Raw genomic sequence first — 14,382 nt, 5'->3', positions numbered from 1 at the left:
ATCGGCAAGGTGTCTAGATGACGGAAAAGACGGACACGGCGCGGCGGGCCCGGATGGGGCTGGTGGCCAAGGCGCCGCCCGCGCGACTTGCGGCGTTGATGGCGGGGGTGGAGGTCCCCGGCTTCGACTGGCTGCGCGCGCCCGAGGTCGGCGGCGTCATGGTCCGGGGCCGGATGGGCGGCACCGGCGCGCCGTTCAATCTGGGCGAGATGACCGTGACCCGCTGTGCGCTGCGGTTGGCGACGGGCGAGGTCGGGCATGGCTATGTGCAGGGGCGCGACAAGGCCCATGCGGAACGCGCCGCTCTGGTCGATGCGCTGATGCAGACCGACCGCGCGGAGGCGGTGCAGGCGCAGGTGCTGGACCCGCTGGCCGAGGCGGCCTTGACCGCCAAGGCCACGCGCGCGGCCAAGGCGGCGGCCACCAAGGTCGATTTCTTCACGATGGTCAGGGGAGAGGACTGATGCTGGACGACGCGCTTTCCGGCGATTTCGCCGATGCGCCCCGTGAGGCGGCGCGCGCCTTTCGCGCCGTGCTGGACGCGATGGCCCGGCCCGGCAAGATCGTGGACATTCTGGGCGGCGCCGCGCCCGCGCCGATCTCGCCCGCCGCCGCCACGTTGATGCTGACGCTTTGCGACGGCGAGACACCGCTCTACCTCGCCCCCGGCCATGACGGCGCGGCGATCCGCCAGTGGATCGCGTTCCACATCGGCGCACCTATCGTGGATCGCGAAAACGCGATGTTCGCGCTGGGCAATTGGGCGGCGCTCGCCCCGCAAACCGGCTTTCCCATCGGGACGCCGGAGTACCCGGACCGAAGCGCGACGCTGATCGTCGAGGTCGACGCGCTCACGAGCGAAGGCGCGCACCTGACCGGGCCGGGGATCGAGAGCGAGGCGCATCTGAGCCTGCCCGAAACCGGCTTTTTCGCCCGCAACGCCGCGCTTTTTCCGCTGGGCGTCGATTGCGTGTTCACCTCTGGCAGCCGCCTTGCCGCGCTGCCCCGCTCGACCCGCGTGGAGGATCGCTGATGTATGTCGCCGTCAAAGGTGGCGAGCGCGCCATCGACAATGCCCATACGTGGTTGACCGAGGAGCGGCGTGGCGACACCGCCGTGGCCGAACTTGGCACCGACCAGATCCGCGAACAGATGAGCCTTGCCGTGAACCGGGTGATGGCCGAGGGCTCGCTCTACGACCCCGACCTCGCAGCCCTCGCGATCAAGCAAGCGCGGGGCGATCTGATCGAGGCGATTTTCCTGATCCGCGCCTATCGCACGACACTGCCGCGCATCGGTACTTCCGAGCCGGTCGATACCGGTGCTATGGCCTGTGATCGGCGTATCTCGGCCACGTTCAAGGACGTTCCCGGTGGGCAGGTGCTGGGGCCGACCTTCGACTATACGCACCGTCTGCTCGACTTCAAACTCGCTGCCGACGGCGAGGTGCCGGAAACGCCGCAGGCCGAAGCGTCGGGCGCTGACATGCCGCGCGTGACCGAGTATCTGAACCGCGACGGGCTGATCCAGTCGGAACCGGAGAGTGACGAAACGCCCCCCGACATGACCCGCCAGCCGATGGAATACCCAGCAAACCGGGCGCTCAGGCTACAGGCGCTCACACGCGGCGACGAGGGCTTCGTGCTGTCGATGGCGTATTCGACCCAGCGCGGCTATGCCAAGAACCACCCCTTCGTGGGCGAGCTGCGCATCGGCGCAGTCGCGGTCGAGATGGACATTCCCGAGCTGGGTTTCGCCATCGAGATCGGGGAGATCACGCTCACCGAATGCGAGACCGTGAACCAGTTCACCGGGTCCAAGACCGAGCCGCCGCAGTTCACGCGGGGCTACGGCCTCGTCTTCGGGCAGACCGAGCGCAAGGCGATCAGCATGGCGCTGGTCGACCGCGCGCTTCGGTGGGAGGAACTGGGCGAGGACAACTTGGGCGCCCCGGCGCAGGACGAGGAATTCGTGCTGTCCCATGCCGACAACATTCAGGCGACCGGTTTCCTCGAACACATCAAGCTCCCGCATTGCGTCGACTTCCAGTCCGAGCTGGAGCTCGTGCGCCGCATCCGTGCCGATGTGGACAATGCGGCCATGAAGGAGGCGGCGGAATGAAACCGACCCATATGGTGTTCGATATCGGCGGCGTGCTGGTGCATTGGGATCCGGTCGCCGCCTTTGCCGAGGCTTGCGGTGGGCGCGAGGCCGCGATGGGGTTCATGGAACGTGTGGGCTTTCGCGACAAGAACGCGCGGGCCGACGCGGGCGAGAGCTTTGCCGATCTGGCGGATGAGATCGAAGACGCGCGGGATCGCGAGATTTTTGCAGGATACCTCGACGCCTATCCCCTGACCGTGCAGCGCAAGATCAAGGGCAGCTGGACGCTTCTGGATGCGATGAAGGAAAACGGCACGCCGGTTCACGCCATCACCAACTGGTCGGCGGAAACGTGGCCGCGCGGGCTGACCGCGCAGCCGCGTCTGAGCAAGGTGTTCGACACGCTCATCGTGTCGGGCGAGGAACGCATGGCAAAGCCGGACCCGGCGATCTTCGCGCTGTTTTGCGACCGTGCGGGCGTCGCGCCGGAGGCGTGTTTCTTTGTCGACGAAAGCATCAAGAACGTCGAAGCGGCGCGCGCGATGGGGATGCAGGCGGCGCAGTTCATCTCGCCCAAAGTGCTACGGCTCGACCTGATCGACAGGGGGTTTTTATGAGCGACTACAACTTCGCCTATCTGGACGAACAGACCAAACGGATGATCCGCCGCGCGATCCTCAAGGGTGTCGCGATCCCCGGTTATCAGGTGCCCTTCGCCAGCCGCGAGATGCCGATGCCCTATGGCTGGGGCACGGGCGGGGTGCAGGTGTCGGCGGCCTGCCTGACGCCTGAGGACAAGCTGAAGGTGATCGATCAAGGGGCCGACGACACGACCAACGCGGTGTCGATCCGCAAGTTCTTTGAGCGCACGGCGGGCGTCGAGACGACCGAGCGCACGAATGAGGCCACAGTGATCCAGACCCGCCACCGCATCCCCGAAGAGCCGCTGACCGAGGATCAGATCCTCGTCTATCAGGTGCCGATCCCGGAGCCGCTCCGGTTCCTCGAACCGCGCGAGACCGAGACACGCAAGATGCACGCGCTCGAGGAATACGGGCTGATGCATGTGAAGCTTTACGAAGACATCTCGCGCCACGGTCATATCGCGACCAGCTATGCCTATCCGGTGAAGGTCGAGGGGCGCTATGTGATGGACCCGTCCCCGATTCCAAAATTCGACAATCCGAAGATGGAGATGGCGGGGCTGCAACTCTTCGGCGCCGGGCGCGAGCAGCGCATCTATGCGATCCCGCCCTTTACGCGCGTGGTCAGCCTCGACTTCGAGGATCATCCGTTCGAGGCGTCCAAGGCCGATCATCCGTGTGACCTGTGCGGGGCTGGGGACAGTTACCTTGACGAGGTCATCACCGACGATGCGGGCGGGCGGATGTTCGTCTGCTCCGACACCGATTTCTGCGCGGGCCGGCAGGACGCCGGGTATCGCGGACGACTGAACGCCGAGGAGGCCGCCTGATGACCCCGCTTCTGTCCGTGCGCGACATTCACAAGAGCTATGGCGCGCGTATCGGCTGCACCGATGTCGGTTTCGATCTGTTCCCCGGTGAGGTCATGGGGATCGTCGGCGAATCCGGGTCGGGGAAGTCGACGCTTCTGAACTGCCTTGCGGGGCATCTGTCCCCTGACCGGGGCGAGGTGATCTTTGACACTCGCACGGACGGCCCCCGCGACACGCTGACCATGTCGGAGCCTGAGCGGCGGATGCTTGGCCGCACCGACTGGGCCTTCGTTCACCAGAACCCGCGCGACGGGCTGCGCATGTCGGTCTCGGCGGGCGGTAACGTGGGCGAGCGGCTGATGGCCGTAGGTGCGCGGCACTATGGCGACATTCGCGACAGCGCGACCGACTGGCTTGGCCGGGTCGAAATCGCGGCGGACCGGATCGACGATCGCCCGCGTGCGTTTTCCGGCGGGATGCAGCAGCGGCTCCAGATCGCGCGCAACCTCGTCACCGGGCCGCGTCTGGTGTTCATGGACGAACCCACCGGCGGGCTGGACGTGAGCGTTCAGGCGCGGCTGCTGGACCTGTTGCGCGGGCTGGTGCGCGAGATGGGGCTTTCGGCCATCATCGTGACCCATGACCTTGCCGTGGTGCGGCTACTGGCCGACCGGCTGATGGTGATGAAGTCGGGCCGAGTGGTCGAGGCGGGGCTGACCGATCAGGTGCTCGACGATCCGCAGCATGGTTATACCCAACTCCTCGTATCCTCGGTCTTGCAGGTGTGAAGATGATCCGTATCGAAAACGTCTCGAAGTCCTTCACGCTGCACAATCAAGGCGGTGCGGTGATCCCGGTCATGGCGAACGCCACCTTTTCGGTCGCGCCGGGGGAATGCGTGGCGCTGACTGGTAATTCGGGTGCGGGCAAGTCCACGCTGATGCGGATGATCTACGGCAACTACCTTGCCGCCTCCGGGTCGATCATCGTGGGTGACACCGATGTGGCCACCGCCCAGCCGCGCGAAATCATCGCGCTGCGTCGCCATACGCTCGGGTATGTGTCGCAATTCCTGCGCGTGGTGCCGCGTGTGGCGACGGTCGACGTGGTGGCGGAGCCGATGCTGGCCGTGGGTGTGCCGCGCGACGCGGCGCGGGCGCGGGCGGAAGAGCTGCTTGCGCGGCTCAACATTCCCGAAACGCTCTGGGGTCTGTCGCCGACGACCTTTTCCGGCGGAGAACAGCAGCGCGTGAACATCGCGCGTGGCTTCGCGCATCGCTATCCGGCGATGCTTCTGGATGAACCCACCGCCTCGCTCGACGCGACGAACCGTGAAACCGTCCTGAGCCTGATCGAAGAGGCCAAGGCGCGGGGGGCGGCCATCGTCGGCATCTTCCACGACGCGCCCGCGCGGGACCGCGTGGCGGATCGCGAGGTCGACGTGTCGGCGTTCACGCCAAGGCGCGCGGCATGAGCGTGATCGGCCCCTTCGCGGTCGTCGGCCCCTCGGGTGTCGGCAAGGACACGGTGATGGAGGCGGTGCAGGCGGCCGACCCTTCGGTCGTGCTGGTGCGCCGGGTCATTACACGGCCCGCCGAGGCCGGTGGCGAGGCGTTCGAGGGTGTGGACCGTGCGGCGTTCGCGGCGATGAAAGCGGCGGGTGACTTCGCGCTGGATTGGGAGGCGCATGGTCTGGCCTACGGCATCCCGGTGTCGATCCATGACGACCTTGGCGCCGGGCGGCCCGTTCTCTTCAACGTCTCGCGCGCAATGCTCGCAGAGGCGGTCAAGGTGTTCCCCGGTCTGCGGGTGCTGTCGATCACGGCAACCGACGATGTGCTGGCGGCCCGGCTGCGAGCACGGGGGCGTGAGAGCGAGGACCAGATCGCCCAGCGGCTCGCGCGGGCGAAACTGCCGCTCCCCGCCGGGCTGCGCGTGACCGAGATCGACAATTCGGGCGCTTTGGACCGTGCGGTCAAGGCGGTGCGCGCCGCGCTTCAGCCGGTGAGGGCGTAGCGTTGGATCAACTGAAAGCGCCCCGTCTCGTCCTCTCCGAAAAGGCACAGATCGCGCAGCGCGAACGGGCGCGGCAGGAGCGGCGTGAGATACGGGTCGAGCGCGGCCATCGTGCGTGCGGCCTCGTCCGGGTCCAGCTTGCCGGTCAGCGTCAGATGGAACCGAAACTCGTCCATCACGTAAGGGTAGCCCCAGCGCATCAGCAACTCGTCCTGTCTCGGGGTCAGACCGGCCGCGCGCCGTCGCTGGATTTCCGATGCGGGTGCCGGGGCGCGGTGATGGTCCAGCGCCTCGACCACCTCTCCCGCCAGTTGGGCGAGGGCGGACGTGTCGCCCTCCGGCACCAGCGCCACGAAGCCGCCCAGCCGTTTCAGGGCAAGCCCCCCCATCCGGACAGGCGTCAGACGCCGGGCCAGCGCCGACAGGTCGTCCTGAAGCGCCTCGGGGCTGGAACCGTCCGCCAGCCGGAAGGGCGGCTTGATCGTGCCGTGAAACCCGTATTTGCGCGGGGTGCGCGTGATCTCTTCGACCGGGCGGGGCAGGCCCGCGACGTCGGGATGGGGCTTTTCGATGCCGGACAGCGGGCACCAGCCCAACCATTCGGCAGCGAAGCGTGCGAACGGCCCCCGATCCGGGGCGTAATAGACGGCGTATCTGTGAAACTGTTCCATGCTCGGCCCGTAACCTTAGACCGTCACATTGCGGTGACAAAGCCCTGCCACAACCCCCGAATTCTGCGGAGGCTTCCATGACCGACCTCATTTTCACCAATGCCCAAATCGTGCTCGCCGATGAGGTGATACGCGGCAGCGTGACGATCCGCGACGGGCGGATCGCGTCGGTCGATCATGGCGCGACGGCGGTGCCGGGTGCGGTGGATGTGGCAGGCGATCTGCTGATCCCCGGCCTGATCGAGTTGCACACCGACAATCTGGAACGGCATCTGGAACCGCGCCCGAACGTGGACTGGCCCCATGCCGCCGCGATCCTCGCCCATGACGGCGAACTTGCCAGCGTGGGCATCACCACCGTGTTCGATGCGCTGCGCGTGGGGTCGATCCACACCGGAAAAGGGCGGTACGAAAAATACGCGCGCAAGGTGGCGAGCGAGATTTTCGCGATGCGCCAGATGGGCGCGCTGCGGATCAGTCATTTCGTGCACCTTAGGGCGGAAATCTGTTCGGAAACGCTGGTCGAGGAGATGGAGGAATTCGGCCCCGACGACCGTGTCGGGATCGTGAGCCTGATGGATCACACGCCGGGGCAGCGCCAATTTCGCGATATTTCCAAGCTCAAGCAATACGTGGCCAAGAAGCGCAGCATGACCGATGACGAGTTCGACGCGCATGTATCGCATCTGAAATCGCTTCAGGCCAACAACGCGGACCTGCACGAAGCCGAAGCCGTCGCCCATGCCCGGCGATACGGCGCGGTTTTGGCGAGCCATGACGACACGACGGCGCAACACGTCGCGGTGTCGGCCGCGCACGGCATGGGGCTGGCGGAGTTTCCAACGACCTTCGAAGCCGCCGAAGCCTGCCATGCCAATGGCATTCAGGTGATGATGGGCGCGCCCAACCTGATCCGGGGCGGGTCGCATTCGGGCAACGTGGCGGCGCATGAACTGGCCGAAGCGGGTCTGCTCGATATCGTGTCGTCCGATTACGTGCCCTCCGCGCTCATGACCTCGGCCTTCCTGCTGGCCGACCTCTGGGATAACCTGCCGCGCGCCATCGCAACGGTCACGGCCAATCCGGCCCGCGCGGCGAACCTGACCGACCGTGGCCGGATCGCCGCGGGCCTGCACGGCGACCTCGTTCGGGTCGGGCGGGTGCAGGGCACGCCGGTCGTGCGCGGGGTCTGGTCGCACGGCAAGCAGGTCGGCTGACAGGCCGCCGGGTGCCTGTTGCGCCCGGGAAACCCCTCGGCGAGAGAGTGCCGTGGGGCAATTGCCAACCCGGTTTTTTCCTGCCACATAACCCCGGTGATATCCGGGGGGATGGTCATGCACACGCGCTGCACCATAACGAAAACAACCTTGCTCCGCCGTGCGACCACGGGCGTGAGCCGCGATTCGAAACTCGTATCGCGCAACCGGAACACCGTATGACTTTTTCCCGTATTCTTCCGCTCGTCCTGTCGGTTCTTCTGAGCGCCTGTTCGATCCTTCCGAACCAGGGGCCGACCACGCAGGCCTTTGAAATGGAAGAAAACCGGATGCCGACGGCGGTCTCCGAAGGGTTCATCGTCGCCGACCTGACCCCGCGTGTCGTGCAATTGCTCGAAGGGCGTGGCGTGCAGAGCTTCGGCAGCCTTGGCGGTGCTTATCGCGGGGCCGGGCAGTACCGGATCGGCGTCGGCGATGCCGTCAGCGTTTCGATCTGGGAGGCGAACGGCGGCGGTCTGTTCGCGACAGGCGCGCCCGGCACCACCGGGTCGCGTGCAACGGGTATTCCGGCGCAGGTGGTCGAGCGTGACGGCGCGATCACCATTCCCTATGCCGGCCGCGTGACCGTTGCCGGTCTGATGCTGTCCGAGGCCGAGACCAAGATCGTCGAGGCGCTTCAGGGCAAGGCGATCGAGCCGCAGGCCATCGTCTCGGTGAACCAGAACGTCTCGAACACCGTGACCGTGACCGGCGAGGTCGTGAACGGCCGCCGCATTCCGCTGACGCAGGCCGGGGATCGTATTCTCGACGTGATCGCGGCGGCGGGCGGCGCGCGGGCACCCACGGACGAAACCAAGGTGACGCTCACGCGCGGCGGGCGCACCCTGTCGATCGCGATGGGCAAGCTCATCAACGACCCGTCCGAGAACATCTATGCCCGTCCCGGCGACACGATCACCGTGGTGCGCGAGATCCAGACGTTCACCGCCCTCGGTGCCACGGGCCGCAACACACTGGTCGATTTCTCGACCGACGGGATCACGCTGGAAAAGGCCGTTGCGAAGGCGGGCGGTCTCATCAACGTGCTTTCGGACCCCCGTGGGGTGTTCCTGCTGCGCCGCGAACATGCCTCGCTCGCCCGAAAACTCGACCCGGGCTTCCCGATCAAGAACCCCAACGGCTACGTCAACGTCGTCTACCGGGCGAACCTGCGCGACCCGAACACCTTGTTTCTGGCCCAGCGGTTCGATGTGCTCGAGGACGACATCCTGTACGTCTCCGGCGCGCCCTCGACCGAGCTTCAGAAGTTCCTGACGCTGGTCGGCCTCGGCTCCGGCACGATCAACGATGTGACGGCGGGCGTCGCGCGCTTCACTCCGTAACCGCACAAAAAATGTGCAAGGCGCCCGCGCCATCGTCAGGCGCGGGTGAACTTTTTCGTCCCTTCGCGGAACCCGATGCTGCACGGCAGCGTTGCCTTGCGGAGGGGCGGGAACCGGCTACCCTCATGTTCATAACGCTGCGCGCCCCCGTGATCCGGGCGGATGAGGGGTTGAGTGCGTAGCATTCGGTGAGCCAGTCCCGGGCTTCCTGGGCCGATCCGCCCCACGGTCGGCCGAGCAACGACAATCCGAAGGGTCTTAGGCCCGAGCAGATGAAAGACAGCGACAGACAGCCGTCATCCGAGCCCTTTTCCCGCGTCGCCGTGATCGGCGCCGGATCATGGGGCACAGCCCTTGCCACCGTTCTCGCCCGCTCCGGGCGCGACGTTTCGCTCTGGTCGCGCCGCGCCGAACTGGCCGAAGCGATTAACCTGCGGAGCGAGAACCACGACTACCTTCCCGACATAGACCTGCCCCCCGGTATCCGTGCGACGGGTGTGATCGGCGACGCGCTGGCCGGGGCGGAAGCCGTGCTGATCGTCACCCCATCCTCGACCCTGCGCGACATCTGCACCGCCATGGCCCCGCATATCCCGCCGGGCATCCCCATCGCGCTCGCTTGCAAGGGTATCGAACGCGGCACCGGGCTTTTGCTGTCCGAAGTGGTGTCGGATATGTTGCCGGGCCATCCCGTTGGTGCCGTATCCGGCCCGACCTTCGCGCGCGAGACCGCGCTCGATCATCCCACCGCCGCGACCGTGGCGTTTCCGTTCAGCTATGCCGACCGTCTCGACCCGCATGCCAGCCCTGCCGCGCGCCTCGCCGTGTCGCTGTCGGGCGGCGGTTTCCGGCCCTATGTCTCGGATGACCTTGTCGGCGTCGAGGTCGGGGGTGCGGTGAAGAACGTCATCGCCATCGCTTGCGGCATGATGTCGGGGGCGGGGTTCGCCGAGAACACACGCGCCGCGCTCATCACCCGCGGGATCGACGAGATGAAGCAACTGGCCGAGGCGCTGGGCGGTCGGCGTGAGACGGTCACGGGTCTGGCCGGGGCCGGGGATCTGACCCTCACCTGCTCCTCCACCACGTCGCGCAACATGTCGCTCGGCACGCAACTGGGGCAGGGGATCGCCCGCCCCGACTGCTTCGACGGCAAGCCGGTCGTCGTCGAGGGCGAGGTGAACGCCGTGTCCGTCATCGACCTTGCCCGCCGGATCGGTGTGCCGATGCCGATCTGCGAAACGGTGAATGCCGTGCTGCACGAAGGCGCGGATCTGGAAGACAGCTTTTCGGCCCTGTGGCGCAGGCCCATCGAGGCCGAACCTCGTGCGCTCGACATCATTCTCGACCATCCCAGCCCGTCCGCCCGACTGGACTTTGGAGTGCCCCGATGAACCTTGCCGCAATGACCACCCCGGTCACGACGCTCGCCGCGCGGACCTTTACGCTCGCCACCGATCTGGACGGCACCTTCCTCGGCGGGGCCGAGGCGGACCGCAGACGGCTGTATGACTGGATCGAGACGAACCGCGAGACCGTCGGCCTGATCTTCGTCACCGGGCGCGATCCAAAGTTCATCGCCGAGATGTGTGCGAGCGGAGCGTTGCCGTGGCCGGAATACGTCGTCGGTGACGTGGGCACCACCATCGCCAGAGTGAAAGACGGGACAGTCACGCCCATCGCTGCGCTCGAAGAAGATATCGCGACCCGCTGGCGCGACATGGGCGACACCGTGCGCGCCAAGCTGCATGGTGCGCCCGGCCTGACGCTTCAACCGACCGAATTTCGCTATCGGGTGAGTTACGACCTTGCCCCCGAAACCTTCGACGAGGCCGCCAAAACGCGGGTCGAGGCGATGGGTCTGGACTGGCTGATCTCCGACGATCGCTATTTCGACGTGTTGCCCAAGGGCGTTTCGAAAGGGCCTTCGATCCGGCGGCTGGTCGAACACCTCGGGATGGAGGAAAGCCGGGTTCTGGTCGCGGGCGACACGCTCAACGATCTGTCCATGCTCGAATGCGGGCTGCCCGCCGTGGCCGTCGGAAATTCGGAGCCCGAACTCGTGTCCCGCGTCGCGCATCTGCCGCATGTCCACTACGCCACCGCACATGGCGCGGCGGGCATCATGGAAGCCATCGCCGCCTTCGACCTGCACCCCAAGGTGCCCTATGAAAAACCGCTAGGAGCCTGAGATGTCCTCGAACCTCGTCATCGTCTACCACCGCCAGCCCTATACGGAGGTCGAGGTCGACGGGAAAATCGAATACCACGAGAACAAGAGTCCGAACGGGATCGTGCCGACGCTGAAAAGCTTCTTCGGCCGCTTCGACAAAGGGTCTTGGGTCGCGTGGAAAGAGGCCGAAGACCCGAACAACCCCGACTTCGAACGCCGGATCGAGATCGAGGACGATTTCGGCACCTATGGCGTGACGCGCCTGCCGCTGACCCGCGAGCAGGTGAAGAGCTTCTATGAGGTGTCGTCGAAAGAGGCGTTCTGGCCGATCCTTCACGGATTCAAGGAACGCTACAATTACGATCCCGTGGACTGGCCCACGTTTCGCGAGGTGAACTGGGCCTTTGCCGAGGCCGCCGCGGCGGAAGCCGCGGACGGTGCCGTGGTCTGGGTTCACGACTACAACCTGTGGCTGGTGCCGGGCTATCTGCGCCAGCTTCGCCCGGACGTGAAGATCAGCTTTTTCCATCACACGCCGTTTCCCTCGGCCGATATGTTCAACGTGCTGCCCTGGCGCAAGGAAATCCTCGAAAGCCTTCTGGCCTGCGACGTGGTCGGCTTCCACATCCCGCGCTATGTGGCGAACTTCGTGTCCGCCGCGCGGTCGATGTTCGAGGTGGACGTGACGCGGCGGCAGAAGGTCGAGGACGACTTCGCCTCGGAATTCTCGGCCCTTACCGAAGTGTCGGTGCCCTCGGAATTGGAGTTCCGGGGTCACAAGATCGGTGTCCAAGCCTCGCCGGTCGGGGTGGACGCCGATTACATCGAAGAGGTGTCGCAGCGGCCCGAGACCGACAGGATGGCCGCCGAAATCCGCGCGGAGCTGGGCGAACGCCGTCTGCTTCTGTCGGTCGGGCGCACCGATTATACAAAGGGCGGGATCGACCAGTTGGAAAGCTTCGAGCGTATTCTGGAGGCCAACCCCGACATGCTGGGCAAGGTGAAGCTCATGCATGTGTCGGTGCCCGCGAACCAGAACATGACCGTCTATGAGAACATTCAGGCCGATCTGGAGCAGATGGCGGGGCGGATCAACGGGCGGTTCGGCACGCTCGACTGGCAGCCCATCGCGCTTATCTCGCGCGCGATCCCGTTCACCGATCTTGTGGCCTATTACCGGGCCGCTAATGTCGCGTGGATCACCCCGCTGGCGGACGGAATGAACCTTGTCGCCAAGGAATTCGCCGCCGCGCGGGTCGATGGCGACGGCGTTCTGGTGCTTTCGGAATTCGCCGGCGCGGCGGTCGAGATGCGTTCGGCCCTGCTCACCAACCCGTTCTCCGCCCGCTCGATGGACAGCGCGATCGAACAGGCGTTGGCGATGGAGGAGGTGGAGCGCAAAGACCGGATGAAGGCCCTGCGCGAGACAGTCCACAAATACGACATCCGGTTCTGGGCCGATCATCAGATGCAGGCGCTCGGCGGTGACGCGGCCAAGGCGGCGCGCGCCAACGCCGCCTGACGCGCGGGCGGGCTGGACCCGTGCCACTTGTCGCGACTAGGGTGGCGAAAACGACGAGGTGACCCATGTCCGACGCCGCCACGCTGGCCGATTTCATCCGAAGCAAAGCCGGGGACGCGCCGGTCGAAATGGGGCTGATCCTCGGATCGGGTCTCGGCCACCTTGCCGATGCGGTCGAGGGAACCGCGATCCCCTATTCCGATCTTCAGGGTTTCCCCCAGCCGGGCGTGTCGGGACACAACCCCAAGCTCGTGGTCGGGGATCTGCTGGGCACGCGCGTGGCGATCTTCGGTGCGCGCGCGCATTACTACGAGCATGGCAACCCGGCGGAGATGCGCCTGCCGCTCGAAGTGCTGAAGGCTCTGGGCGCAAAGACGCTGTTGCTGACGAATGCCGCCGGATCGACGCGGCTCGACGTGCCGCCGGGCGAGTTGCTGATGCTGACCGACCACATCAACTTCGCGGGCGCCAACCCCCTGATCGGCGAGGCGACGGATGCGCGTTTCGTGCCGCTGGGCGACGCCTATTCGGAGCCGATGCGCAAGGCGCTGCACGATGCCGCCGTGGCCGAAAACATCACGCTCGCCGAAGGCACCTATGCGTGGTTTTCCGGCCCTTCGTTCGAAACGCCCGCGGAAATTCGCGCGATCAAGATGCTGGGGGGCGACGCGGTCGGTATGTCCACCGTGCCGGAGGTGATCCTCGCCCGGTTCTTCGGGCTCGAGGTGGCGGCGATCTCGGCCATCACGAACATGGCTGAAGGCATGTCGGACGAGAAACTCTCCCACGCCCATACCAAGAAGATGGCCGTCGCGGGTGCCGAAAAGCTTGAACGCCTCATCCGCAGGTATCTTTCAGAAAAGGCCTAGAAATCACCTCTGCGCCCGCCCGGTCATCTGGACAACCGCGGCAAGTTGGCGCAGGAGATGAATATGCAGATCTACCTCCCCATCGCCGAGGTTTCGGTCAACGCCTTCCTGCTCTTGGGGCTGGGTGGTTTGGTGGGGGTGCTCTCGGGTATGTTCGGGGTCGGTGGCGGCTTTCTGATGACGCCCCTGCTGTTCATGATCGGCATACCCCCCGCCGTGGCGGTGGCGACGGGCACGAACCAGATCGTCGCGTCATCGGTATCGGGCGTTCTGGCCCACCTCAAACGAAAGACCGTCGATCTCAAGATGGGCTGCGTGCTGCTAAGCGGCGGCCTTGTCGGAGCTGCCGCCGGTGTTCAGCTTTTCGCCTATCTCAGATCCATCGGGCAGGTCGATCTGCTCGTCACGCTGTCCTACGTCGTTTTCCTCGGCATCATCGGCACGCTGATGCTGATCGAAAGCGTAGGCGCGCTCATGCGGTCGCGCCGGATGGCCGCGCCCAAGCGCAAGAAGCACAACTGGGTCCACAACCTGCCGATCAAGTCGAAATTCCGCACCTCGGGGCTTTATATCTCCGTGATCCCTCCGGTTCTCGTGGGCTTCGGGGTGGGCGTGCTGTCGGCCATCATGGGCGTCGGCGGCGGGTTCATCATGGTGCCCGCGATGATCTATATCCTCGGGATGCCCACCAAGGTCGTCGTCGGAACCTCGCTGTTCCAGATCATCTTCGTCGCGGCCTTCACCACCCTGATGCACGCATGGGAAAATCACACGGTCGATATCGGTCTGGCCGTGCTGCTGATCGTCGGCGGCGTGATCGGCGCGCAGGTCGGGGCGCGGATCGGGCTGAGGATCAAGGCCGAGCAGACGCGCATCCTGCTCGCCCTATTGGTGGTTGGGGTCTGCCTGAACCTTGCCGTGGGCCTGTTGGTTGAACCCAAGGAACTCTATTCGATCGGGACGGAGGGCTGAG

16 protein-coding genes are annotated in these 14,382 nt (G+C 65.7%); 15 read left to right on the top strand and 1 reads right to left on the bottom strand.

The window, feature by feature from the left end; translation table 11 throughout:
• Positions 1-17: 17 nt before the first annotated feature.
• The 8 genes from phnG to phnN are packed head-to-tail and all read left to right on the top strand — an operon-like array spanning position 18 to position 5,575.
• Positions 18-464: a phosphonate C-P lyase system protein PhnG gene (gene phnG / locus RB2654_RS09890; protein WP_008331001.1), complete on the top strand. Its 447-nt coding sequence runs from the start codon at positions 18-20 to the stop codon at positions 462-464.
• On the top strand, positions 464-1,033 hold the full coding sequence (gene phnH / locus RB2654_RS09885; RefSeq protein ID WP_008330999.1) for a phosphonate C-P lyase system protein PhnH: 570 nt from the start codon (positions 464-466) through the stop codon (positions 1,031-1,033). Before phnG ends, phnH begins: the two co-directional genes overlap by 1 nt.
• Positions 1,033-2,121 (top strand): carbon-phosphorus lyase complex subunit, encoded by a 1,089-nt coding sequence (locus RB2654_RS09880; protein ID WP_008330985.1) that lies wholly within the window; start codon positions 1,033-1,035, stop codon positions 2,119-2,121. Before phnH ends, RB2654_RS09880 begins: the two co-directional genes overlap by 1 nt.
• Positions 2,118-2,720: an HAD family hydrolase gene (locus tag RB2654_RS09875; protein ID WP_008330983.1), complete on the top strand. Its 603-nt coding sequence runs from the start codon at positions 2,118-2,120 to the stop codon at positions 2,718-2,720. The genes RB2654_RS09880 and RB2654_RS09875 overlap by 4 nt, the downstream gene beginning before the upstream one ends.
• On the top strand, positions 2,717-3,577 hold the full coding sequence (locus tag RB2654_RS09870; protein ID WP_008330980.1) for an alpha-D-ribose 1-methylphosphonate 5-phosphate C-P-lyase PhnJ: 861 nt from the start codon (positions 2,717-2,719) through the stop codon (positions 3,575-3,577). Before RB2654_RS09875 ends, RB2654_RS09870 begins: the two co-directional genes overlap by 4 nt.
• The gene (gene phnK, locus RB2654_RS09865) at positions 3,577-4,347 is read left to right on the top strand and encodes a phosphonate C-P lyase system protein PhnK (protein WP_008330978.1); all 771 of its coding nucleotides are present in this window, start codon (positions 3,577-3,579) and stop codon (positions 4,345-4,347) included. Before RB2654_RS09870 ends, phnK begins: the two co-directional genes overlap by 1 nt.
• Positions 4,348-4,349: 2 nt before the next feature.
• Complete coding sequence (gene phnL, locus RB2654_RS09860; RefSeq protein WP_040884679.1) at positions 4,350-5,033, top strand: phosphonate C-P lyase system protein PhnL; 684 nt, start codon at positions 4,350-4,352, stop codon at positions 5,031-5,033.
• On the top strand, positions 5,030-5,575 hold the full coding sequence (gene phnN, locus RB2654_RS09855; protein ID WP_008330974.1) for a phosphonate metabolism protein/1,5-bisphosphokinase (PRPP-forming) PhnN: 546 nt from the start codon (positions 5,030-5,032) through the stop codon (positions 5,573-5,575). Before phnL ends, phnN begins: the two co-directional genes overlap by 4 nt.
• Here the strand turns inward: phnN and RB2654_RS09850 are convergent.
• Positions 5,557-6,246 (bottom strand): DUF1045 domain-containing protein, encoded by a 690-nt coding sequence (locus RB2654_RS09850; protein WP_008330972.1) that lies wholly within the window; start codon positions 6,244-6,246, stop codon positions 5,557-5,559. The genes phnN and RB2654_RS09850 overlap by 19 nt on opposite strands.
• A 77-nt stretch (positions 6,247-6,323) precedes the next feature.
• Here RB2654_RS09850 and RB2654_RS09845 point away from each other — a divergent pair, with 77 nt between their 5' ends.
• The 7 genes from RB2654_RS09845 (at position 6,324) to RB2654_RS09815 (ending at position 14,381) form a co-directional block, all read left to right on the top strand.
• Entirely contained in the window at positions 6,324-7,463 is a 1,140-nt protein-coding gene (locus RB2654_RS09845; RefSeq protein ID WP_008330969.1) for an alpha-D-ribose 1-methylphosphonate 5-triphosphate diphosphatase, read from the top strand.
• A 218-nt stretch (positions 7,464-7,681) separates the two neighbouring features.
• On the top strand, positions 7,682-8,845 hold the full coding sequence (locus RB2654_RS09840) for a polysaccharide biosynthesis/export family protein (RefSeq protein WP_008330967.1): 1,164 nt from the start codon (positions 7,682-7,684) through the stop codon (positions 8,843-8,845).
• Positions 8,846-9,117: 272 nt separating this feature from the next.
• Positions 9,118-10,239: an NAD(P)H-dependent glycerol-3-phosphate dehydrogenase gene (locus RB2654_RS09835; RefSeq protein ID WP_083783374.1), complete on the top strand. Its 1,122-nt coding sequence runs from the start codon at positions 9,118-9,120 to the stop codon at positions 10,237-10,239.
• Complete coding sequence (locus tag RB2654_RS09830) at positions 10,236-11,036, top strand: HAD-IIB family hydrolase (protein WP_008330963.1); 801 nt, start codon at positions 10,236-10,238, stop codon at positions 11,034-11,036. The genes RB2654_RS09835 and RB2654_RS09830 overlap by 4 nt, the downstream gene beginning before the upstream one ends.
• Before the next feature lies 1 nt (position 11,037).
• Positions 11,038-12,540 carry a glucosylglycerol-phosphate synthase gene (ggpS, locus tag RB2654_RS09825; protein ID WP_008330962.1) on the top strand — a complete coding sequence of 501 codons (1,503 nt, stop codon included), beginning with the start codon at positions 11,038-11,040 and terminating at the stop codon, positions 12,538-12,540.
• A 65-nt stretch (positions 12,541-12,605) separates the two neighbouring features.
• Complete coding sequence (locus tag RB2654_RS09820; RefSeq protein WP_008330961.1) at positions 12,606-13,409, top strand: purine-nucleoside phosphorylase; 804 nt, start codon at positions 12,606-12,608, stop codon at positions 13,407-13,409.
• A 63-nt stretch (positions 13,410-13,472) separates the two neighbouring features.
• The gene (locus RB2654_RS09815) at positions 13,473-14,381 is read left to right on the top strand and encodes a sulfite exporter TauE/SafE family protein (RefSeq protein ID WP_040884677.1); all 909 of its coding nucleotides are present in this window, start codon (positions 13,473-13,475) and stop codon (positions 14,379-14,381) included.
• The last annotated feature ends 1 nt before the right edge of the window (position 14,382 follow it).

This window comes from Maritimibacter alkaliphilus HTCC2654, from assembly GCF_000152805.1.
Taxonomy (GTDB): Bacteria; Pseudomonadota; Alphaproteobacteria; order Rhodobacterales; family Rhodobacteraceae; genus Maritimibacter; species Maritimibacter alkaliphilus.
This window is presented reverse-complemented; position numbering and strand designations above follow the sequence as displayed.